Origin of the sequence: Streptomyces sp. NBC_01260 (assembly GCF_036226405.1) — a bacterium.
Lineage (GTDB): Bacteria > Actinomycetota > Actinomycetes > Streptomycetales > Streptomycetaceae > Streptomyces > Streptomyces laculatispora.
This window is the reverse complement of the sequence record NZ_CP108464.1, coordinates 1,137,256-1,157,421: the sequence shown is the minus strand read 5'-3', so window position 1 is coordinate 1,157,421 and position 20,166 is coordinate 1,137,256. Positions and strand designations below refer to the sequence as shown.

The following is a 20,166-nucleotide window of genomic DNA, read 5'->3' as shown; positions in this document are numbered from 1 at the left end:
GGTTCCGAAATCGACCGAAGCGGGGAGTCGCCTCTTCGGGTTCATCGTATTTCCCTAAAGTGCCTGCGTTTCGCCGACGATGCGAGAGGATTTGTCTGATGTGGCGCCGGAAGAAACCACTCCGAGGGGTTGACTGTATTGTCGCGAACGCGAAGGTCTGGGCAATGGGACTAGCTGTTTGATTTCATGGTATAGTCCTAATGAATTTACAGGACGCCACGAGAAAAAGGGGAATGGCGTGAATACCGAGAAGGTTACGGCTCGACGTCTTACGGCCGGAGAGGCTTCGGGATTGGGCCTCCAGGACAGCATCTTCGTCTCGGCAGAGATGGATGGCCTTCCTCTCGACTGCTACGCCCCGGCTTTTCTTACGGAGCCGGGTGAGAATTTCGAGGGGAAGTCCTTCGCTGCGAAGACGATCTTCGGTGAGGAAATTCGTGTTCTCCCGGACAATGCCGAAGAGCGCGGAATCTGGGTTGCCGACAAAGCAGGGGAAGAAATCGAGGTCCTCCAGAGTGCCGGCGTCCTCCTGAACCTTGCTCTCTTCGTGCCGAATGGGAGCAAGGAATCCCTGGAATCGCTCTACTCCGCGGCGCGCGACGCATTCGGTGCGGGGATCGTTCAGCGGTGGAGCGAGGAAACCGTCGCGGTGCCGGAAGTCAAGGTCGACCTGTACGAGGAGCCGGCCCGGGGGCGGAAGAACTCGAACAGCCAGAACCGCGACCGCCGCGCCCTGGACATCTATCCGACCCGAGTGCGGTTCCTGGAGCCCAGTGATGGCTGGAGGTTCATTGTCGAACCGCACAAGGAGGTCATCGACGACACGCCGACGATCTGACCTGATGGCAGGTTAGCCTCGGCCCTTCGCGGGAGCCCGTCAGCTTGCTGACGGGCTCCTCGTCGTTTGCTGGGGCGTGTGGTGTGGGCAAGCCGCTGGGGCCGGTTGTCGCGTTCGGCGCTCCCGGGTCCTGTGCGGGCAGAGGGGGGATCGCAGTAAAGGCCGTCCGGGCAACGAACAAGGCCCAGGTGACTGACCTGGGCCTCGTCATGGAACGGGTGACGAGAGTCGGACTCGCGCCATGGGCTTGGGAGGCTCCGGGTCACCCCTCACCGTTCGTGCAAGACGTCTCAGCCGGACGTCCCGCTGCTGGCCAGTGCCTCGGAGAGCTCCTTGGCGGCCTGCTGGAGGATCGGCACGATCCGCTCGGTGGCCGCCTCGGTCACCCGGCCCGCCGGACCCGAGATCGAGATCGCGGCCGAGGTGGGTGAGTTGGGTACCGAGACCGCGAGGCAGCGGACCCCTATCTCCTGCTCGTTGTCGTCCACCGCGTAGCCGGCCCTGCGGACCTGGTCCAGCGCGTCCAGGAAGCCGTCGGGGGTGGTGATCGTCTTCTCGGTGGCGGCCGGCATCCCGGTGCGCGCGAGCAGCGCCCGTACCTCGTCCGGCGGGGTGTGCGCGAGCAGTGCCTTGCCGACACCGGTGGAGTGCGGCAGCACCCGCCGGCCCACCTCGGTGAACATGCGCATCGAATGCTTGGACGGCACCTGCGCCACGTACACGATCTCGTCGCCGTCGAGCAGCGCCATGTTCGCGGTCTCGCCGGTCTCCTCGACCAGCCGTGCGAGATACGGGCGGGCCCAGGTGCCGAGCAGCCGTGAGGCGGACTCGCCGAGCCGGATCAGCCGCGGGCCGAGCGCATAACGCCGGTTGGGCTGCTGGCGTACGTATCCGCAGACCACGAGAGTGCGCATCAGCCGGTGAATGGTGGGCAGCGGGAGTCCGCTGCTCGCGGAGAGCTCACTCAGACCGACCTCGCCCCCCGCATCGGCCATCCGTTCCAGCAGATCGAAGGCGCGCTCAAGGGACTGCACACCACCGCTGGGTCCGGCGGGCTTGGAGTCGGATGTGCTGGCGTGGGACGGCGGCACGTCAACGGTCCTTTCGAAGCGGAAGAGCAAGGCAGCAGCCTACCGGGCGCTTCCCGGTCGGCGCACTGTTCCAGGGCGGCGTCCTGGCCGGTCAGGGCCCGTTTGTCCGGGTGCCCACAGGCGGACCGGCGGTTCTGCGGCACCGTGCCTGGCCTATTCTACGTTCCACTCTCCGAAATTAGACTTTTACTTTGTGGAAATCTCCAGTCGACGTCCCGGGTGGTCCGCTGGGTGGCCGACGCGAAGTGCGGGGTCTTGACGGGCCGCTTTCGCGAGTGAAGACTCCTTCAACAGTTCGTTGAATTTTTGAAGTGGGGAGCACGGGTGTCCGGTACGGACGTGAAGCTGGTACTGCGCTCGACGCGCGTCGTCACTCCCGGGGGGACACGGCCCGCGGCGGTCGCCGTCGCCGACGGGAAGATCGACGCCGTCCTGGCGTACGACGCGGAGGTGCCCGCGGGTGCCCGGCTGGAGGACTTCGGCGACGATGTCCTGCTGCCCGGTCTGGTGGACACCCATGTCCATGTGAACGACCCCGGGCGCACCGAGTGGGAGGGCTTCCACACCGCCACCCGCGCCGCCGCGGCCGGCGGGATCACCACCCTGCTCGACATGCCGCTCAACTCGCTCCCGCCGACCACCACCGTCGAGCACCTGCGGGTCAAGCAGCGGGTGGCCACCCCCAAGGCGCACATCGACACCGGCTTCTGGGGCGGCGCCGTCCCGTCGAACGTCAAGGACCTCCGCCCGCTGCACGAGGCCGGGGTCTTCGGCTTCAAGTGCTTCCTGTCGCCCTCCGGCGTGGAGGAGTTTCCCGAGCTGGACCAGGAGCAGCTGGCCCGGTCGATGGCGGAGATCGCCGGTTTCGGCGGGCTCCTGATCGTGCACGCCGAGGACCCGCACCACCTGGCGTCCGCCCCGCAGCGCGGCGGCCCCGCCTACGCCGACTTCCTCGCCTCCCGGCCGCGCGACGCCGAGAACACCGCGATCGAGGGGCTGATCGCCCACGCCAAGCGGCTGAACGCCCGCGTCCATGTGCTGCACCTGTCCTCCAGCGACGCACTGCCGCTGATCGCCACCGCCAAGCGCGAGGGCGTACGCGTCACGGTCGAGTCCTGCCCGCACTTCCTCACTCTCACCGCCGAGGAGGTCCCGGACGGCGCCACCGAGTTCAAGTGCTGCCCGCCCATCCGTGAGGCGGCCAACCAGGACGCGCTGTGGGAGGGGCTGGCAGACGGCACCATCGACTGCATCGTCTCCGACCACTCCCCCTGCACCACCGACCTCAAGACGCCGGACTTCGCCTCGGCGTGGGGCGGCATCTCCTCCCTCCAGCTCGGACTGCCCGCCATCTGGACCGAGGCCCGCAGGCGTGGCCACTCGCTCGACGACGTCGCCCGCTGGATGTCGGCGGCCCCCGCCGAACTGGCCGGGCTGCGCGACAAGGGTGCGATCGAGGCCGGCCGCGACGCCGACTTCGCCGTCCTCGCGCCCGACGCCACCTTCACCGTCGACCCGGCCGAGCTGTTCCACCGCAACCAGGTCACCGCGTACGCCGGCCGGACCCTGCACGGTGTCGTCAGGTCCACCTGGCTGCGCGGCGTACGGATCGCGTCGGACGGCATCCTGGCCGGACCCACCGGCCGCCTCCTCGAAAGGAACCGCTGACCATGACGGCGACAGCGCACTTCACCGGCGACGCGAACCCGTACGGCGGCGGCGACCCGTACGCCGACTACCGCACCGCAGACTTCCCGTTCACCCACCTCGTGGACCTCGCCGACCGCCGCCTCGGCGCGGGCGTGATCGCCGCCAACGACGAGTTCTTCGCGGAGCGCGAGAACCTGCTGAAGCCGGAGCCGGCCCACTTCGACCCGGAGCGCTTCGGGCACAAGGGCAAGATCATGGACGGCTGGGAGACCCGCCGCCGCCGCGGCGTGAGCGCCGTGCAGCCCCACCCGGTGGACGCGGACCACGACTGGGCGCTGGTCCGCCTCGGCGCGCCCGGTGTGGTGCACGGGATCGTCGTCGACACCGCCCACTTCCGCGGCAACTACCCCCAGGCCGTCTCGGTCGAAGCGGTCTCGCTGCCCGGCTCCCCGTCGCCCGAGGACCTGCGCGCGCCCGACGTGAAGTGGACAACGCTCGTACCCCGTACGGCGATCGGCGGCCACGCGGCCAACGGATTCGCCGTCGACGCGGGACAGCGATTCACCCATCTGCGGGTCAACCAGCACCCCGACGGGGGCATAGCCCGGCTCCGGGTGTACGGCGAAGTCGCCCCGGATCCCGCCTGGCTGACGGCGCTCGGCACCTTCGACCTCGTCGCGCTGGAGAACGGCGGCCGGGTGGAGGACGCCTCCGACCGCTTCTACTCCCCGGCGACCAACACCATCCAGCCCGGCCGGTCCCGCAAGATGGACGACGGCTGGGAGACCCGCCGACGGCGGGACAAGGGAAACGACTGGATCCGCTACCGCCTCGTCGAGCAGGCGGACATCCGGGCCGTCGAGATCGACACTGCGTACCTGAAGGGCAACTCGGCGGGCTGGGCGAGCCTTTCGGCCCGTGACGGAGAGGGCGGCGACTGGACCGAGATCCTGCCCAGGACCCGCCTGCAGCCCGACACCGACCACCGCTTCGTCCTGTCGGCAGCCGTACGCGCCGAGCAGGTGCGGATCGACATCTTCCCGGACGGCGGGATCTCCCGGCTGCGGCTCCACGGCTCACTGACCGAGCAGGGCGCGCGGCGGCTGACCGCGCGCCATGTCGAGCTGGGCGGCTGACCCGGCCCCCCTCCGGCGGCTGTCCGTATTCGGGGGATACGGTGGGGATGCGGGACCCTGCCCGGGTTGCCGCACGTCCCGAGCAGGAGTCCTCATGATCTTCATCGCCGTCAGGTTCACCGTCCGCAGCGCCGATCGCGACAAATGGCTCCCGGCCGTCGAGGACTTCACCCTCGCCACCCGGCAGGAGCCGGGCAACGTGTTCTTCGACTGGTCGTACAGCGTCGAGAACCCGGACCAGTTCGTGCTGCTGGAGGCGTTCGCGTCCGCCGAGGCGGGCGCGGCCCACGTGAAGTCCGAGCACTTCGCCGCGGCCATGGACCGGATGGCGGAGCTGGTGGCGGAGACGCCGGAGATCATCAACGTCGAGGTGCCGGGCGAGGGCTGGTCCCGGATGGCGGAGCTTCAGCCGCGCACGAGCTGAGCGGCGCCGCCCGCCGCGGCGCCGCTCAGAACTCCTCGTGCGTCTCGGGGTCCCCGCCGAACCGCTCCTGCGGCCCCGACGAGATGCGGGCCAGCTCGTGCGCCGTCAGCTCGAAGCCGAAGAGGTCCAGGTTCTCGCGCTGCCGTCCCGGGTCGGCCGACTTCGGGACCGGTACGGCTCCGAGCTGGGTGTGCCAGCGCAGCACCGCCTGCCCCGGCGTCACGCCGTGCGTCCCGGCGATGGCGACGAGCCCGGGATCGGCGAGCAGATCGCGGCCCCGGCCCAGCGGGCTCCAGCTCTCCGTGACGATGCCCTTGGCGGCGTGCACGGCCCGCAGCTCCTCCTGCGGCAGCCGCGGATGCATCTCGATCTGGTTGACGGCGGGCAGCACCCCCGTCTCGCGCTCCAGCCGGCCGAGGTGGCCCGCGGTGAAGTTGGAGACCCCGATCGACCGCACCAGCCCCTCCTCGCGGAGGCGGATCATCGCCTTCCAGGTGTCCACGTACAGATCGACGCGGGGCAGCGGCCAGTGGATGAGATAGAGGTCCACATAGGAGAGTCCGAGGTTGCGGCGGGACTCCTCGAAAGAGGCCAGCGTCTTCTCGTACCCCTGGTGGCGGCCCGGCACCTTGGTGGTGACGAAGACGTCCTGTCTGGGCACGCCGCTGCGGGCGATCCCGCGTCCGGTGCCGCTCTCGTTGCCGTAGTTGAGCGCGGTGTCGACGAGCCGATAGCCGAGCCCCAGAGCCCCGGCGACGGCCCGCTCCGCCGCGTCGTCGTCCAGCGGCCAGGTGCCGAGCCCGACCGCGGGGACGGTACGGCCGTCGTTCAGGGTGTGCACCGGGGTCTCGGACATGATCTTCCCTCTCGCCGGACGGCTGCCTCCCTTGCCCGGCCAGCGTAGGCCCGGCAGGGGCGAGCGGCAGGTCAGGGGCGAGGGACGGCGCGGGGGCGGAGCCGGGCGGGCCGGCTCACCGCCCCCGGCCCGCCTCGCGGTGCAACTGGGCGATGACCTCGTCCACCCGGCTCTGCTCGTAGCCGCGGCGGACCAGCTCGAAGCCCACGACATCGGCCGGCGGGGAGCCGCTGCGGAGCCGGGTGATGTAGGCGTCGACCTGATCGCGGTCATATCCGCGCCGGGCGATGCGGAATCCGAACTCCTCGTGCAGCGGACGTTCGTACTCCCCGCGTGACGCGAACATGGGTGCCCCTCCCGGACGGAAACAGTCCGTCCCACCCTGCCACGGAACTCAGGCGGCGTGGCCACCGTCCACCAGAATCTCCGTCCCCGTGATGTACGCGGCCTCGTCACCGGCCAAGTAGGCGATGAGCGCCGCCACTTCACCGGCCGTACCGAACCGGTCCAGTGCGGTCGCGGCCCGCTGCCCGGCGGCGAACGGGCCGTCGGCCGGGTTGAGGTCGGTGTCCACCGGTCCGGGCTGGACCAGATTGACGGTGATCCCGCGCGCGCCGAGCTCCCGGGCGAGCGGCTTGGTGAGTCCCGACAGTGCCGACTTGCTCATCGCGTAGAGCGTGCCGCCCGGTCCGCCCGCGAACCGGCTCATCGCCGTACCGAGGGAGATGATGCGGCCGCCGCGCTCCATCACCCCGGCCGCCGCCCGGCACGCCAAAAAGACGGCCCGCACGTTGACGGCGAGCACCCGGTCGACATCGGCGGTGGTGAGGGTGTCGATGGGGCCGAGGACGCCGATACCCGCGTTGTTGACCAGGATGTCGAGCCGGCCGAAGGTCTCCGCCGTCCGGTGCACCGCCGCCGGGACGGCCTTTGGGTCGGCCGAGTCGGCGCGCAGTGCGACCGCGCGGCGGCCGCACGCCTCGATCTTCCGCACGACCTCCTGGGCGGCGGCTTCGTCCCGGGCGTAGGTCAGTGCCACATCGGCGCCGTCCTGGGCGAGCCGCAGGGCGGTCGCCGCGCCGATGCCGCGGCTGCCGCCGGTGACGAGAGCGACGCGGTTCGAGCTGACGCTGCTGGTGCTGTTCATCAGGGGGTCCTGTCCGTTGCCGGTGGTGTGGCCGGTTGGCTGACAAGGACAAGGAAAGTTCTTCGGCGGACCGGATACCGGCGGTAAACGGACGCCCACTCCGCTACGGCGGCCGGGGCCGGTCGATGAGTTGCGGCCCGCGCGGGGGTCGGAACAGATGGAAGCGGAATCCGCGGCCATTTCGAAGGAGCAGGACCGTGGCGAAACTGAGCCTCATCACCTTTCTGACGCTCGACGGCGTCATGCAGGCCCCCGGCGGCCCCGAGGAGGACCCGAGTGGAGGATTCGAGTACGGCGGCTGGCAGGCCCCGGTCATGGACGAGGGCCTGACGCGGTTCGTCACGGAGGTGTTCGACCGCTCGGCGGCCTTCCTGCTGGGCAGGCGTACCTACGACATCTTCGCGGGGTACTGGCCGGGGGTCACCGACCCCGGTAACCCCATCGCCTCCCGGCTCAACCGGTATCCCAAGTACGTCGTCTCGACCACGCTGGAGAAGGCCGAATGGGAGCACACCACCGTGATCTCCACCGATGTCGCCGCGGAGGTCGCCCGGATCAAGGAGCGCACGCACGGGGGCGAGCTGCAGATCTACGGCAGTGGCGAGCTCGCCCGGTCCCTGATGGCGCAGGGCCTGATCGATGAGTACCACCTGCTGGTCCACCCGGTCGTGCTCGGCCGCGGCAGGCGGCTGTTCACGGACGGCGGTCCGCCGACCGCCTTCGAGGTGATCGATTCCCGCACGACCCCCAACGGCATCGCGATCAACACCTACCGGCCCACCGGGCGGGCCGCGTTCGGTTCCGTCCCGGACGGTACGTGAGTGGCCGCCGCGGTCAACTCCCCTGCGGCGGGCTCCAGTCCGGCGAACGGCCGAGCGTCGACAGCACGAGCCGGAAGGTGTCCGCGCGGTCACCTCCCGCCCCCTCGTCGCAGGGCAGGGCGGGCCGGAAGGCCGCGCCCGGGCGCTCACGCCGCTCCCCGCCGGGGACGCGCAGGGCGATCGGCAGCGCGGCCTCGACGACATCCGGAGGGAAGGCGGTCCGCATCCCGAGGGAGGCCGCCGCATCCCAGGAGTGCACGACGTAGTCGATGAAGTGGAACCCGATCGCGGTGGCTGCGGCGAACGTCGCGGCGGCGTCGATCTCCGGAAGCGCGAACCGCCGCTCCAGCACGCCTGGTTCGGCGAACGCCTCCAATACCGCGTCGGCCGCCTCGCGATACCGGGCGGCCGGATCGTCCCCGGCCGGGCGGGTCTCCCAGACGGCCGCACCGGCCCCCTCTCCCCGCGAGGCGGCGGCGAACCCGAGATGCTGGGCGCCCATGTGCTCCACGAGGCGGCGCAGCGTCCAGCGGGAGCAGGGGGTCGGCCGGTCCCAGTCGGCGGGGCCCGCGCTCTCCACGATGCGCACGGATTCCAGCACTGCGGCCCGGTCGAGCTGCACGATGTCCATGGTCGGGGTTCCCTTCGTCAGGCTGTCGGATGGTGGTGGCGGGGCGGCGGGGGAGTCAGCCCGACGACGCGGGCCAGGGAGCCGTTTTGGAGACGAGCCGCCAGGCGGACTCACGCAGTGCTGCGGGGCTGGTGAACGGGGCCGTCCAGGTCGCGGAACGCAGGGTGCCGCGGGCCCGGTGGTCGCTGACGATCCGCCGGTGGTCCGGGCGGGCGACGAAGCCCAGCAGATGTTCGTGGGCGGTCCAGACGGTGATCGAACCGGAACGGTTCATCCGGGGGCCCACGTCCACCCACAGCCACATGCCGACCGCGCCCGGCGTCAGCGGCCAGGTGCGGCGCAACCGCAGGCCCGCGGCCCCGACGGGCAACGTGCTCCAGGGGCGGTGCGTGACGAACTCGGTGACGCCGACGACCACTTCGGCCCCTGGCCCCACCGTCCGGGCAGCGGGGCCGCCCTGCCACTGCGTGCTCCGGAGGATGTGCGGCACGGGCGGTCCTTCCCCGCACGGTTCGGCCGGCCGCCGCGGTGCTCCGCGGCGGATACCCGTGACCATACAATTGAACGAACGATCGTGCTATTAATTTCGGAAGGGCCGTCGGCAAAGGCTTCGGGGGCGGCGGTTCTATCCGGTGCCGGGCAGCGACGACGCGTCCGTCGCCACCGCCCGCAGCCGCCCCAGGATCGCGCGCGCCGCCCTCGTGTAGCCCTCGGAGCTGTCACGGAGCACCGAGTCGCCGTTGGCCAGTTCCAGGAACGCGATGATCTCGAAGGCGAGCTGGGGGACGTCGCAGTCCTCCCGGATCTCGCCCAGCACCCGCGCCTCCTCGATCCGGCGCTCCACGAAGGCGACCCAGCCGGCCTGTGCCGCCACGACCGCGTCGTGCACCGCGCCCTCGCGCGCGTCGAACTCGGCGATGGCCGCGTAGAAGAAGCAGCCCCCCGGGAACACCCGCCGCTCCGAGTACGCGATCCAGCGCTCGTACAGCTCCCGGACCCGCCCCAGCCCGGCCGGAACGGCCCGTACCGGCTGTACGACATGCTCGTCGTACACCGCGACGGCGGTGCGCACGGTGGCCAGCTGGAGCTCCTCCTTGGAGCCGAAGAGAGCGAACACGCCGCTCTTGCTCAGCCGGAGCTCGGTGGCGAGCCGGCCCAGGGACAGGCCTTCGAGGCCCTCCACCGAGGCGACCGCGGCCGCGTGCGCGAGAACCAGCTGCCGGGTGCGGTTGCCCCGTTCGACCCTTCCGTCCTGGCGTGCTCCCGCCATCTGGGCGACTCCGTGCTCGGTGGGGTACGGGGCGGCTGCTGTCGGACCGGTCCCGGGGCTCGCCATTGTAGGAGGGCGGCCGGTACCGTCATCGTTCCGCGTGCGAGCCAGTGAGGTCTCCACACCATGCCTGTGGAGAACCAGGAGATCAGGGTGTCCTCAATCGCCGTGCCCGCCCTCGCGCCGCCGCGCCGGGCGTGGCTCACCGATCTGCCCGTCCTGCTGGTCGCGGTGGTCTGGGGTTCCAGCTATCTGGCCGCCAAGGGCATCACCACGGCGCAGACCGTCATCGCCGTGCTCGTGCTCAGGTTCGCCGTCGTACTGCCCGTCCTGGTGATCGCCGGACGGCGTCGGCTGGTGGCGCTGAGCGCGGCCCAGTGGCGGGGCGCGGGGCTGCTGGGCCTGGTGCTCAGCGGGATCTTCCTGGTGGAGACGTACGGCATCGTGCACACCTCGGCGACCAACGCCGGGCTCATCATCAGCCTCACCATGATCTTCACCCCGCTCGCCGAGGCCGCGGTGACCCGCGTCCGGCCCACCGGGACCTTCCTCGCCGCCGCCGCGCTCTCCGTGGCCGGCGTGGTGCTGCTGACCCAGGGCGGCGGATTCACCAGCCCGTCGGCGGGCGATCTGCTGATGCTCGTGGCCGCTCTCGCCCGCACGCTTCACGTACTGCTGATGGCGCGCATCAGGTCCGTCCGGTCGGCGGACTCGCTGTCGCTGACCACCGTCCAGCTCGGCAGTGCGGTCGCCGTCTTCGCGCTGCTGGCCGCCGTCCCCGGAACCGGCGAGTCGCCGTGGTCGGTCGCGGCCGGATTCGGCGTCCGTGAGTGGGGCGGGCTGCTCTTCCTGTCGGTCTTCTGCACGCTCTTCGCGTTCTTCGTGCAGATGTGGTCCGTACGCCGCACCTCGCCGTCCCGGGTCAGTCTGCTGCTCGGTACGGAACCCCTGTGGGCCGCCGCCGTCGGCATCGCGATCGGCGGCGAACGCCTCGGCGTCCTCGGAGTGGCGGGCGCGGTCCTGGTGCTGGCGGGCACGGCCTGGGGGCGTCGCAGCGTGGCCGCGGCCACGGCCGCGCCCTGACCGGGCCGCCGCGGCGCGGACGTCACTACTCCTTGACCGCGTCCGAAGCGATCATGACGGCGATCCCCGTCACCACCAGCACGATGCTGACAGACACCGAGTACCCGCCGATGAACGGCAGCCGCTGCACCAGACCGAAGAAGTGGAACCAGCCGAACCATTCGTGGAGCAGCCCCCCGGCACCCTGGGCGAAGACCAGGAAGCCGACCGTCTCGCAGAGTTTCTTCATGGGAGCGAGCCTGGCGGCCGGGACACCGCCGCCGCGTCGGCCGGTTGTCTGCGCCGCTCGGCCGAAAGTCTTCCCTTCCGCGACTTTGGTCGCCTCCCGGCCCCGAACCGCCGGAAGCCGCGGTTCCACTGCGTAGTTTTGTCGATATGACCCGCACGGAGTACCCCTGGCTGCTGCCCTCGGCGATGGCCGACCCCGAGCTGCCCGGCGACCGGGGCGCCCGTTCCCGCCGTACCGTCCGCGACTGGATCGTCGACATCACGGCGATCCTCTGCGCGGCGGGCATCGGGCTGCTGACCGTCGCCACGATCGAGGCGGACCCCAGCACACCCGAGGGCATCGTCCTCATCGACTCGCTGATCGGCGCCGTGGCCTGCTGCGCGCTGTGGTTCCGGCGGCGGTGGCCGATCGGCCTCGCGGTGGCGATGACGGTGCTGTCCACCGTGGAGCCCGTCGCGGCCGGAGCGCTGCTGGTGGCACTGTTCAGCGTGGCCGTGCACCGGCCGTTCCGCCCCGTCGCCCTCGTCGGCGCGGGCGCCCTGGCCGTCGCCCCCATCCAGCCCTACCTGCGCCCCGACCCGGACACCTCGTTCCTCGCGTCCACGATCGTCGGGGTCCTGCTGATCCTGCTGGTGCTCAGCTGGGGCATGGTCGTACGGTCCAGACGCCAGCTCGTCGTCACGCTGCGCGAGCGCGCCCGGCGCGCCGAGACCGAGGCCGCGCTCCGCGCCGAACAGGCACAGCGGCTGGCCCGCGAGGACATCGCCCGCGAGATGCACGACGTCCTCGCCCACCGGCTGACCCTGCTCAGCGTCCATGCCGGGGCCCTGGAGTTCCGGCCCGACGCACCCCCGGCCGAGGTGGCCCGCGCCGCCGGGGTCATCCGGGACAGCGCGCACGAGGCGCTCCAGGACCTCCGCGAGATCATCGGGGTGCTGCGCAGCCCCCGGGACAGCGAGGGCGACCGGCCGCAGCCCACCCTCGCCACGCTCGCCGCGCTGATCGCCGAATCCCGCCTGGCCGGGATGGAGGTCGTCCTCGACAACCACCTCGCCGACCCGGCCGCGGCGCCCGCCGCCACCGGCCGCACCGTCTACCGCATCGCCCAGGAGGGCCTGACCAACGCCCGTAAGCACGCACCGGGCGCCGAGGTCACCGTCACCGTCAGCGGCGGCCCGGGGCAGGGCATCACCGTCGCGGTGCGCAACCCGGCCCCCACCGAACCCTTTGAGCAGGTGCCCGGATCGGGCCAGGGACTCATCGGCCTGACCGAACGGGCCACCCTCGCCGGGGGCCGCCTGGACCACGGACCGGAACCGGGCGGTGGGTTCGGGGTCCGGGCCTGGCTACCGTGGCCGTCATGACCACCCCGACTCCCACCCCTCCCGCGGCCCGGCCCGTCCGGCTGCTCATCGTCGACGACGACCCGCTCGTACGGGCCGGGCTCACCCTGATGCTCGGCGGCGCCGCCGACATCGACATCGTGGGCGAGGGGGCCGACGGCAGCGAGGCAGCCGGACTCGTCGAACGGCTCCGGCCGGACGTGGTCCTGATGGACATCCGGATGCCGGTCATGGACGGGCTGACCGCCACCGAGGTGCTGCGCGGCCGCCCGGACGCACCCGAGGTCATCGTCCTGACCACGTTCCACGCCGACGAACAGGTGCTGCGCGCGATCCGTGCCGGAGCGGCCGGCTTCGTACTCAAGGACACCCCGCCCGGGCAGATCGTCGACTCCGTGCGTCGTGTGGCGGCCGGTGACCCGGTCCTGTCGCCCGCGGTCACCCGGCAGCTCATGGCCCGCGCGGCAGGCCCCGGCCGGGAGGAGAAGGCGGACCGCGCACAACGGGCCCGCCGGCGCCTCACGTTGCTCGCCGAACGGGAACGCGAGGTGGCCATCGCCGTCGGGCACGGCCGTTCCAACGCCGAGATCGCCGCGGCGCTCTATCTGAGCGTGGCCACGGTGAAGACCCAGGTATCGCGGATTCTCGCCAAGTTCGACTTCAACAACCGCGTCCAGATCGCCCTGCTGGTCCATGACGCGGGCCTGCTGGACGAAGGTGAGGGACACGGCCTGTCCTGAACCCTTCGTCCGGACCGGGCCCGGCGGCATACGCTGAAGCGGCCGGTCCTGGCGGCAGGGCCGATCAGACCGGGAGGGCGGGCCCATGTCCGATGTCGATGCAGATCTGCGCGGGGTCGCGGACTTCACCGCGAATCCGTATCCGTACTACGCGAAGATGCGCGCTGAAGGTCCGGTGCACACCGTCCGGACCGACGACTTCGACCGGGTGTGGCTCGTCGTCGGGTACGACGAGGGGCGCGCCGTCCTGGCCGACCAGCGGTTCGGCAAGGACTGGCGGACGCTGCCCGGCCAGACGGGTGCGGGCAACCCGATCAACGCCAACATGCTGGAGATGGACGCACCCGACCACACCCGGCTGCGCAAGCTGGTCGCCCGGGAGTTCACCGCCCGCCGGATCGAGGCGCTGCGGCCCCGCGTGCAGCAGATCACCGACGGACTGCTCGACGCGATGCTGCCCGCCGGGCAGGCTGATCTCATCGACGCACTCGCCTTCCCGCTGCCCATGACCGTCATCTGCGAACTCATCGGCGTGCCCGACCTGGACCGGGACGCCTTTCGCCGGCTGTCGAACGACGTGGTCTCACCGGCCGGTGCGCAGGAGGAGAGCGACGCGGTCCACGCCATGGGCGGCTATCTCGCCGAGCTGATCGAGGACAAGCGCTGCTCGCCGGGCGACGACCTGCTGAGTGCGCTGATCGCCGCCAGGTACGAGGACGGCGACGCGCTGTCGCCCGACGAACTGGTCGGCATGGCCTTCCTGCTGCTCGTCGCCGGCCATGAGACGACGGTCAACCTGATCTCCAACGGGGTGCGGGCCCTGCTCGATCACCCCGAGCAACTGGCAGCCCTGCGGGCCGACTTCGGACTGATCGACGGGGCGGTCGAGGAGATGCTCCGCTACGACGGGCCGGTGGAGACCGCCACCTTCCGGTTCGCCCGGGAGGACGTCATGATCGGCTCCACCGCCATCGCCGCCGGTGATCCGGTCCTGGTCGCCCTGGCGGGCGGCGACCGCGACCCCGGCCGCTACCCGGATCCGGACCGGTTCGACATCCGCCGCGACGCGCAGGGGCACCTGGCCTTCGGGCACGGGATCCACTTCTGCATGGGCGCGCCGCTGGCCCGGATGGAGGGCCGCATCGCGATCCGGTCGTTGCTGGAGCGGTGCCCCGGACTCGTGCTCGATCCGGATGCCGGGGAGCCGGACTGGCTGCCCGGCATGCTGATCCGCGGGGTGCGACGGCTCCCTGTGCGCTGGTGAGACAGAGGGGGCCTTTCGCGCGACCGCCCTCAGCTCCCGGGGATCTCCGACAGCTCCACCGGCCGGCGCTCCCGGCGCGACACCTCGCAGGCCTCCGCGATCCGCAGGGCGTGCAAGGCCTCCCGGCCGTCGCACGGATTGGCCGCCTCGCCTCGCACCAGCCTTACGAAAGCGTCCAGTTCGGCCTCGTACGCCGGGGCGAAGCGCTCCAGGAAGCCCGGCCAGGGCTTGGTCGGGGCGGCGGGGCCCTGCGGCTCGGCGGAGGTGAGCGGGGTGCGGTCGTCCAGGCCGACCGCGAGCTGGTCCAGCTCGCCGGCGAGCTCCATCCGTACGTCGTACCCGGCGCCGTTGCAGCGGGTCGCCGTCGCCGTGACGAGCGTGCCGTCGTCCAGGGTCAGCAGCGCCGCCGCGGTGTCCACGTCGCCGGCCTCGCGGAACATCGGCGGCCCGCTGTCCGAGCCGGTGGCGTACACCCGCGCCACCTCGCGGCCCGTCACCCAGCGCACCATGTCGAAGTCATGGATCAGGCAGTCCCGGTACAGCCCGCCGGAGAGCGGCAGATAGGCCGCGGGCGGTGGCGCCGGATCGGAGGTCACCGTCCGGACGGTGTGCAGTCTGCCGAGGACCCCGCCGCGCACGGCGGCGCGCGCCGCCGTGTACCCCGCGTCGAACCGGCGCATGAACCCCAGCTGGAGCACGCTCCCCGCCTCCTGCGTCTCGCGCAGCGCGTCCAGCGTGCCCGCCAGGTCGACGGCGACGGGCTTCTCGCAGAACGCGGGCAGTCCGGCCCGCGCGGCCCGGCCGATCAGCTCGGCGTGCGCGGCGGTCGCCGAGGCGATCACCACGGCGTCCACGCCCGCGCCGAACACCTCCGCGGCGGAGCCGACAGCGCTCGCCCCGGTCCGGTGCGCGACCTCGGCCGCGCGGACCGGGGCGGTGTCCGTCACCACCAGGGCGTCCACCGAGGGGTGGCGGGACAGCACGCCCGCGTGGAAGGAGCCGATCCGGCCGGTGCCGATGAGTCCGATGCGCATGGACCCAACGTGCCGGTCACCGGCAGCGCTGTCAACTATATGTCCTGACAAAGCCACTTCTGTGTCGGGGTGCGGTCGCGACCACCCGCTGCCACGGCCGGGAAAACCCCGCGGGGCCCCGCCCCACTCCTTCGATTTCCGCCTCCCCGCACGGTGACAGCGCCCCGCGACTTCCGTACGGTGTCGGAGGCTTCCCGGCTTCTCGTACGGTGACGACGGCAGCACACGGCCGCCCCCGGCGCCGTACGCGCCCCGACCCGACACCTGCGCCGCGCCCTGCCGGGCGGCCGTGGCGGCGGCTCGGGGATACTTGCCCAGCCGGACCGGGACCGTACGGGCCCCGGCTCCACCAGCAGCACAACGAGCAGCACGAGAAGGGCACGGAGTCGTGGCAAGGGTTCGGACAGGGGTACGTGCGATGGGTGCCGTGCTTGCGGCGGTGCTCGGGGCTTCCCTCATGGGATGCAGCAGCACCGGCGGCAAGCGGGCGGAGGACCGGGCGGCGCAGGCCGCCGCCGAGGGCCGGTCCGCGGTGAACACGCCCCGCTGGACCTTCGCCATGGTCACCCACTCGGGCGACGGAGACACCTTCTGGGACATCGTCCAGAAGGGCGCCAAGATGGCGGCCGGCAAGGACAACATCAACTTCCTGTACTCGCACAACGACGAGGCGCAGCAGCAGGCCCAGCTGATCCAGGCCGCCATCGACAAGAAGGTCGACGGGCTGATCGTCACGCTCGCCAAGCCCGACGCGATGAAGGACGTCGTCGCCAAGGCCACCAAGGCCGGCATTCCGGTGATCACGGTGAACTCGGGCTCCGCGGAATCCAAGCGGTTCGGCGCGCTCACCCACATCGGCCAGGACGAGTCCATCGCGGGCGAGGCCGTCGGCGAGGAGCTCAACAAGCGCGGCCGCAAGAAGGCCCTGTGCATCCTTCACGAGCAGGGCAACGTCGGCCATGAGCAGCGCTGCGCCGGAGCGAAGAAGGCCTTCGACGGCGAGATGCAGAGCCTGTACGTCGAGGGCACCAACATGCCGGACGTCCAGGCCTCCATCGAGGCAAAGCTCCAGGCCGACAAGGACATCGACGCGGTCGTCACGCTCGGGGCGCCGTTCGCGGACGCGGCCGTCAAGGCGAAGCAGACCGCAGGCAGCAAGGCCGAGATCGACACCTTCGACCTGAACGCCAAGGTCGCCACCGAGCTCCAGGCCAAGACCCTCGGCTTCGCCGTCGACCAGCAGCCCTACCTCCAGGGGTACGAGGCCGTCGACCTGCTCTGGCTCTACCGATACAACCGCAATGTGCTCGGCGGTGGCCGTCCGGTCCTCACCGGCCCCCAGGTCATCACCTCGAAGGACGCCGCCCAGCTGGCCGAGTACACCAAGCGGGGAACGCGATGACCGCGACGCCGGGGCAGCCCGCTCCCGCCGGGGCGGACGAGCGGCTGCTGCGCACCTCGCCGCTGCGCAAACTGCTCGGCCGCCCCGAGCTGGGTTCGCTCGTCGGGGCCGTGGCCGTCTTCCTCTTCTTCTCGATCGTGGCCGACAGCTTCCTGCGCGCCACCAGCTTCGGCACCGTGCTCTACGCGGCCTCCACCATCGGGATCATGGCGGCGCCGGTCGCGCTCCTGATGATCGGTGGCGAGTTCGACCTCTCCGCGGGTGTGATGGTCACCAGCTCGGCGCTGATCTCGTCGATGTTCAGCTACCAGATGACCGCCAACGTCTGGGTCGGCGTCTTTGTGTCGTTGCTGGTCACCCTGGCCATCGGCGCGTTCAACGGCTTCATGCTGACCCGTACCAAACTACCGAGCTTCATCATCACGCTCGGTACGTTCCTGATGCTGACGGGCCTCAACCTCGGCTTCACCAAGCTGATCAGCAGGACCGTCTCGACGAAGACCATCGGGGACATGGAGGGCTTCGCCTCGGCCCGCAAGATCTTCGCCTCGGAGTGGACCGTCGGCGGCGTCGAGCTCAAGGTGACCATCCTGTGGTGGGCCGTCCTCGTCGCGGTCGCCACCTGGATCCTGCTCCGCACGCGCTTCGGCAACTGGATCTACGCGGTCGGCGGCGCGGCCGACGCGGCCCGCGCGGTCGGCGTCCCGGTGATCCGTACGAAGATCGGGCTCTACCTCGGGGTGGCCTTCGCCGCCTGGGTCTCCGGTCAGCACCTGCTGTTCAGCTACGACGTGGTGCAGTCCGGCGAGGGCGTCGGCAACGAGCTGACGTACATCATCGCGGCCGTCATCGGCGGCTGCCTGATCACCGGCGGGTACGGCTCCGCGATCGGCTCGGCGGTCGGTGCCTTCATCTTCGGCATGACCGGCAAGGGCATCGTGTACGCGGAGTGGAACCCGGACTGGTTCAAATTCTTCCTCGGAGCCATGCTGCTCCTGGCCACCCTGCTCAACGCATGGGTACGCAAGCGCGCGGAGGCGACGAAATGACGGCCCCCCAGTCATCGAACGGGCCGGCGGAGACCGACCGGCAGGCGCTGGTCGAGCTCGACCACGTCAGTAAGTTCTACGGCAGCATCAAGGCGCTCCAGGACGTCTCGCTGGAGGTCCGGGCGGGCGAGATCTCCTGCGTCCTCGGTGACAACGGCGCCGGCAAGTCCACCCTCATCAAGATCATCGCGGGTCTGCACCGGCACGACGCCGGACGCTTCCTCGTGGACGGCGAGGAGACCACGCTCGCCAACCCGCGCGACGCCCTGGACCGGGGCATCGCCACGGTCTACCAGGACCTCGCCGTGGTCCCGCTGATGCCGGTCTGGCGGAACTTCTTCCTCGGCTCCGAGCCGACGACCGGCGCGGGCCCCTTCAAGCGCCTCGACGTCCGGCTGATGCGCGAGACCACCCGCTCCGCGCTGCTCCGGATGGGCATCGACCTGCGCGACGTCGACCAGCCCATCGGCACCCTGTCCGGCGGCGAGCGCCAGTGCGTGGCCATCGCACGGGCCGTCCACTTCGGCGCCAAGGTGCTCGTCCTGGACGAGCCGACCGCGGCGCTCGGCGTCAAGCAGTCCGGCGTCGTCCTCAAGTACGTCGCGGCCGCCAGGGACGCGGGACTGGGCGTGGTCCTCATCACGCACAACCCGCACCACGCGTATCTCGTCGGTGACCGCTTCGTGCTGCTCAAGCGCGGTGCCATGGCCGGCAGCCACACCAGGGGCAGCATCACGCTGGACGAGCTCACCCGCCAGATGGCGGGCGGCAGCGAGCTGGAGGAGCTCAGCCACGAGCTGGAGCGGACCCCCGGCCCGGACCTGCGGGGCGGGCCCCCGGCGAAGGACGACACCCCGTAGTCCGACTGGCCGGTCGACCGGGTCCGGCAGCCCCGTCCCCCCGGCAGTGGCAGAATCGGGGCCGACGGGCGCCGCCCGCCGCCCGGGATCACCTCGACCCCGGCCACCCCCGACCCCCCAGGGACGATGAGCACGTACCGCGACTTCACACACCGCGGCTCCGCCCGCGCCACCGTCCTGCGGACCGTCGGCACCCGGGAGCGGCGCTCGCACCTCACCGCGCCGCGGGTCCCCACCGTCGGCATCGACATCGGGGGGACGAAGGTGATGGCCGGCGTCGTCGACGCCGACGGCAACATCCTGGAGACCCTGCGCACCGAGACGCCGGACAAGTCCAAGAGCCCCAAGGTCGTCGAGGACACCATCGTCGAGCTGGTCCTGGACCTCTCCGACCGCCACGACGTGCACGCGGTGGGCATCGGCGCGGCCGGCTGGGTCGACGCGGACCGCTCCAAGGTGCTGTTCGCCCCGCACCTCGCCTGGCGCGACGAACCCCTGCGGGACGCCATCGCCTCCCGGCTCGTCGTCCCGGTCATGGTCGACAACGACGCCAACACCGCCGCCTGGGCCGAATGGCGCTTCGGCGCGGGACGCGGCGAGGACCATCTCGTCATGATCACCCTCGGTACCGGCATCGGCGGGGCCATCCTGGAGGACGGTCAGGTCAAGCGCGGCAAGTACGGCGTCGCCGGTGAGTTCGGCCACATGCAGGTGGTGCCCGGCGGCCACCGCTGCCCCTGCGGCAACCGCGGCTGCTGGGAGCAGTACAGCTCCGGGAACGCACTCGTCCGGGAGGCCAGGGAGCTGGCCGCGGCGGACTCCCCGGTGGCCCACGGACTCATCGAGCGGGTCAAGGGCAACATCCCCGACATCACCGGACCGCTCATCACCGAACTGGCCCGCGAGGGCGATGCGATGTGCATCGAGCTCCTCCAGGACATCGGCCAGTGGCTCGGCGTCGGCATCGCCAATCTGGCCGCCGCGCTCGACCCCTCCTGCTTCGTCATCGGAGGCGGTGTCAGCGCCGCCGACGACCTGCTGATCGGACCGGCCAGGGACGCCTTCAAACGCCACCTCACCGGCCGCGGCTACCGCCCCGAGGCGCGGATCGCGAAGGCGCAGCTCGGCCCCGAGGCGGGTATGGTCGGCGCCGCCGACCTCGCCCGGCTGGTGGCCCGCAGATTCCGCCGTACCAACCGCCGCCGCGTCGAGCGGTACGAGCGGTACGCACAGATCTACGACCAGGCGGCGAGCACCATCCGTAATACGCGCAACACCCGCACTTCCTAGGGACGCCC

Annotated in this window: 22 protein-coding genes; 13 read left to right on the top strand and 9 right to left on the bottom strand. The window is 71.2% G+C overall.

The window, feature by feature from the left end; genetic code table 11:
- Positions 1 to 238 precede the first annotated feature (238 nt).
- The gene (locus OG322_RS05205) at positions 239 to 838 is read left to right on the top strand and encodes a hypothetical protein (RefSeq protein WP_123463685.1); all 600 of its coding nucleotides are present in this window, start codon (positions 239 to 241) and stop codon (positions 836 to 838) included.
- Positions 839 to 1,128: 290 nt separating this feature from the next.
- On the opposite strand, the gene OG322_RS05200 is transcribed toward OG322_RS05205, so the two are convergent.
- Positions 1,129 to 1,929: an IclR family transcriptional regulator gene (locus OG322_RS05200; RefSeq protein WP_123463687.1), complete on the bottom strand. Its 801-nt coding sequence runs from the start codon at positions 1,927 to 1,929 to the stop codon at positions 1,129 to 1,131.
- Between the two features lie 324 nt (positions 1,930 to 2,253).
- Between OG322_RS05200 and allB the strand changes: the two genes are divergently transcribed.
- From allB to OG322_RS05185, 3 genes are all read left to right on the top strand, one after another.
- A complete protein-coding gene (allB, locus tag OG322_RS05195; RefSeq protein ID WP_329306107.1) occupies positions 2,254 to 3,597 on the top strand; it encodes an allantoinase AllB in 1,344 nt (447 codons plus the stop codon).
- Positions 3,598 to 3,599: 2 nt separating this feature from the next.
- Positions 3,600 to 4,715, top strand: a complete 1,116-nt coding sequence (gene alc / locus OG322_RS05190) for an allantoicase (RefSeq protein ID WP_329306106.1) — start codon at positions 3,600 to 3,602, stop codon at positions 4,713 to 4,715.
- A gap of 94 nt (positions 4,716 to 4,809) precedes the next feature.
- Positions 4,810 to 5,139 (top strand): putative quinol monooxygenase, encoded by a 330-nt coding sequence (locus tag OG322_RS05185; protein ID WP_123463693.1) that lies wholly within the window; start codon positions 4,810 to 4,812, stop codon positions 5,137 to 5,139.
- Between the two features lie 25 nt (positions 5,140 to 5,164).
- Here OG322_RS05185 and OG322_RS05180 read toward each other — a convergent pair whose 3' ends face one another.
- The 3 genes from OG322_RS05180 to OG322_RS05170 all read right to left on the bottom strand — a co-directional run bounded on the left by OG322_RS05180 (position 5,165) and on the right by OG322_RS05170 (position 7,142).
- Positions 5,165 to 5,995, bottom strand: coding sequence for an aldo/keto reductase (locus tag OG322_RS05180; RefSeq protein WP_123463694.1), 831 nt, complete (start codon positions 5,993 to 5,995; stop codon positions 5,165 to 5,167).
- Between the two features lie 115 nt (positions 5,996 to 6,110).
- On the bottom strand, positions 6,111 to 6,341 hold the full coding sequence (locus OG322_RS05175) for a DivIVA domain-containing protein (protein ID WP_123463696.1): 231 nt from the start codon (positions 6,339 to 6,341) through the stop codon (positions 6,111 to 6,113).
- Positions 6,342 to 6,389: 48 nt separating this feature from the next.
- Entirely contained in the window at positions 6,390 to 7,142 is a 753-nt protein-coding gene (locus tag OG322_RS05170; RefSeq protein ID WP_123463698.1) for a 3-oxoacyl-ACP reductase family protein, read from the bottom strand.
- Between the two features lie 197 nt (positions 7,143 to 7,339).
- On the opposite strand from OG322_RS05170, the gene OG322_RS05165 reads away from it, so the two are divergent.
- Positions 7,340 to 7,963 (top strand): dihydrofolate reductase family protein, encoded by a 624-nt coding sequence (locus OG322_RS05165; RefSeq protein WP_266410693.1) that lies wholly within the window; start codon positions 7,340 to 7,342, stop codon positions 7,961 to 7,963.
- A 13-nt stretch (positions 7,964 to 7,976) separates the two neighbouring features.
- Here the strand turns inward: OG322_RS05165 and OG322_RS05160 are convergent, their stop codons facing one another.
- From OG322_RS05160 to OG322_RS05150, 3 genes are all read right to left on the bottom strand, one after another.
- Positions 7,977 to 8,594 carry a TIGR03086 family metal-binding protein gene (locus OG322_RS05160; RefSeq protein ID WP_266410692.1) on the bottom strand — a complete coding sequence of 206 codons (618 nt, stop codon included), beginning with the start codon at positions 8,592 to 8,594 and terminating at the stop codon, positions 7,977 to 7,979.
- 55 nt (positions 8,595 to 8,649) lie between these two features.
- On the bottom strand, positions 8,650 to 9,084 hold the full coding sequence (locus OG322_RS05155; protein WP_148085542.1) for a hypothetical protein: 435 nt from the start codon (positions 9,082 to 9,084) through the stop codon (positions 8,650 to 8,652).
- Positions 9,085 to 9,219: 135 nt separating this feature from the next.
- Positions 9,220 to 9,864 (bottom strand): TetR/AcrR family transcriptional regulator, encoded by a 645-nt coding sequence (locus OG322_RS05150; RefSeq protein WP_266413079.1) that lies wholly within the window; start codon positions 9,862 to 9,864, stop codon positions 9,220 to 9,222.
- Positions 9,865 to 10,017: 153 nt separating this feature from the next.
- Here OG322_RS05150 and OG322_RS05145 point away from each other — a divergent pair, with 153 nt between their 5' ends.
- On the top strand, positions 10,018 to 10,947 hold the full coding sequence (locus OG322_RS05145) for a DMT family transporter (RefSeq protein WP_123466271.1): 930 nt from the start codon (positions 10,018 to 10,020) through the stop codon (positions 10,945 to 10,947).
- Positions 10,948 to 10,972: 25 nt separating this feature from the next.
- Here OG322_RS05145 and OG322_RS05140 read toward each other — a convergent pair whose 3' ends face one another.
- Complete coding sequence (locus OG322_RS05140; RefSeq protein ID WP_123463709.1) at positions 10,973 to 11,176, bottom strand: hypothetical protein; 204 nt, start codon at positions 11,174 to 11,176, stop codon at positions 10,973 to 10,975.
- 146 nt (positions 11,177 to 11,322) lie between these two features.
- Between OG322_RS05140 and OG322_RS05135 the strand changes: the two genes are divergently transcribed.
- The 3 genes from OG322_RS05135 to OG322_RS05125 all read left to right on the top strand — a co-directional run bounded on the left by OG322_RS05135 (position 11,323) and on the right by OG322_RS05125 (position 14,523).
- Positions 11,323 to 12,540: a sensor histidine kinase gene (locus OG322_RS05135; RefSeq protein WP_329306105.1), complete on the top strand. Its 1,218-nt coding sequence runs from the start codon at positions 11,323 to 11,325 to the stop codon at positions 12,538 to 12,540.
- Positions 12,537 to 13,259 carry a response regulator transcription factor gene (locus OG322_RS05130; protein WP_123466273.1) on the top strand — a complete coding sequence of 241 codons (723 nt, stop codon included), beginning with the start codon at positions 12,537 to 12,539 and terminating at the stop codon, positions 13,257 to 13,259. The genes OG322_RS05135 and OG322_RS05130 overlap by 4 nt, the downstream gene beginning before the upstream one ends.
- 85 nt (positions 13,260 to 13,344) lie before the next feature.
- On the top strand, positions 13,345 to 14,523 hold the full coding sequence (locus tag OG322_RS05125) for a cytochrome P450 family protein (RefSeq protein WP_123463713.1): 1,179 nt from the start codon (positions 13,345 to 13,347) through the stop codon (positions 14,521 to 14,523).
- Positions 14,524 to 14,552: 29 nt separating this feature from the next.
- Here the strand turns inward: OG322_RS05125 and OG322_RS05120 are convergent, their stop codons facing one another.
- Complete coding sequence (locus OG322_RS05120) at positions 14,553 to 15,557, bottom strand: Gfo/Idh/MocA family protein (RefSeq protein ID WP_329306104.1); 1,005 nt, start codon at positions 15,555 to 15,557, stop codon at positions 14,553 to 14,555.
- Between the two features lie 388 nt (positions 15,558 to 15,945).
- Between OG322_RS05120 and OG322_RS05115 the strand changes: the two genes are divergently transcribed.
- The 4 genes from OG322_RS05115 (at position 15,946) to OG322_RS05100 (ending at position 20,158) form a co-directional block, all read left to right on the top strand.
- The gene (locus OG322_RS05115; RefSeq protein ID WP_443066529.1) at positions 15,946 to 16,959 is read left to right on the top strand and encodes a sugar ABC transporter substrate-binding protein; all 1,014 of its coding nucleotides are present in this window, start codon (positions 15,946 to 15,948) and stop codon (positions 16,957 to 16,959) included.
- Positions 16,956 to 18,008, top strand: a complete 1,053-nt coding sequence (locus tag OG322_RS05110) for an ABC transporter permease (protein ID WP_123463719.1) — start codon at positions 16,956 to 16,958, stop codon at positions 18,006 to 18,008. Before OG322_RS05115 ends, OG322_RS05110 begins: the two co-directional genes overlap by 4 nt.
- Positions 18,005 to 18,868 carry an ATP-binding cassette domain-containing protein gene (locus tag OG322_RS05105; protein WP_123463721.1) on the top strand — a complete coding sequence of 288 codons (864 nt, stop codon included), beginning with the start codon at positions 18,005 to 18,007 and terminating at the stop codon, positions 18,866 to 18,868. The genes OG322_RS05110 and OG322_RS05105 overlap by 4 nt, the downstream gene beginning before the upstream one ends.
- Positions 18,869 to 18,994: 126 nt before the next feature.
- On the top strand, positions 18,995 to 20,158 hold the full coding sequence (locus tag OG322_RS05100) for an ROK family glucokinase (protein ID WP_123463723.1): 1,164 nt from the start codon (positions 18,995 to 18,997) through the stop codon (positions 20,156 to 20,158).
- The last annotated feature ends 8 nt before the right edge of the window (positions 20,159 to 20,166 follow it).

What these genes read in the sequence shown, in the direction of transcription:
- alc (WP_329306106.1), top strand. Translation starts at nt 3,600, where the DNA reads ATGACGGCGACAGCGCACTTCACCGGCGACGCGAACCCGTACGGCGGC.
- OG322_RS05185 (WP_123463693.1), top strand. Translation starts at nt 4,810, where the DNA reads ATGATCTTCATCGCCGTCAGGTTCACCGTCCGCAGCGCCGATCGCGAC.
- OG322_RS05180 (WP_123463694.1), bottom strand. Translation starts at nt 5,995, where the DNA reads ATGTCCGAGACCCCGGTGCACACCCTGAACGACGGCCGTACCGTCCCC.
- OG322_RS05175 (WP_123463696.1), bottom strand. Translation starts at nt 6,341, where the DNA reads ATGTTCGCGTCACGCGGGGAGTACGAACGTCCGCTGCACGAGGAGTTC.
- OG322_RS05170 (WP_123463698.1), bottom strand. Translation starts at nt 7,142, where the DNA reads ATGAACAGCACCAGCAGCGTCAGCTCGAACCGCGTCGCTCTCGTCACC.
- OG322_RS05160 (WP_266410692.1), bottom strand. Translation starts at nt 8,594, where the DNA reads ATGGACATCGTGCAGCTCGACCGGGCCGCAGTGCTGGAATCCGTGCGC.
- OG322_RS05150 (WP_266413079.1), bottom strand. Translation starts at nt 9,864, where the DNA reads ATGGCGGGAGCACGCCAGGACGGAAGGGTCGAACGGGGCAACCGCACC.
- OG322_RS05140 (WP_123463709.1), bottom strand. Translation starts at nt 11,176, where the DNA reads ATGAAGAAACTCTGCGAGACGGTCGGCTTCCTGGTCTTCGCCCAGGGT.
- OG322_RS05135 (WP_329306105.1), top strand. Translation starts at nt 11,323, where the DNA reads ATGACCCGCACGGAGTACCCCTGGCTGCTGCCCTCGGCGATGGCCGAC.
- OG322_RS05130 (WP_123466273.1), top strand. Translation starts at nt 12,537, where the DNA reads ATGACCACCCCGACTCCCACCCCTCCCGCGGCCCGGCCCGTCCGGCTG.
- OG322_RS05125 (WP_123463713.1), top strand. Translation starts at nt 13,345, where the DNA reads ATGTCCGATGTCGATGCAGATCTGCGCGGGGTCGCGGACTTCACCGCG.
- OG322_RS05120 (WP_329306104.1), bottom strand. Translation starts at nt 15,557, where the DNA reads ATGCGCATCGGACTCATCGGCACCGGCCGGATCGGCTCCTTCCACGCG.
- OG322_RS05110 (WP_123463719.1), top strand. Translation starts at nt 16,956, where the DNA reads ATGACCGCGACGCCGGGGCAGCCCGCTCCCGCCGGGGCGGACGAGCGG.
- OG322_RS05105 (WP_123463721.1), top strand. Translation starts at nt 18,005, where the DNA reads ATGACGGCCCCCCAGTCATCGAACGGGCCGGCGGAGACCGACCGGCAG.
- OG322_RS05100 (WP_123463723.1), top strand. Translation starts at nt 18,995, where the DNA reads ATGAGCACGTACCGCGACTTCACACACCGCGGCTCCGCCCGCGCCACC.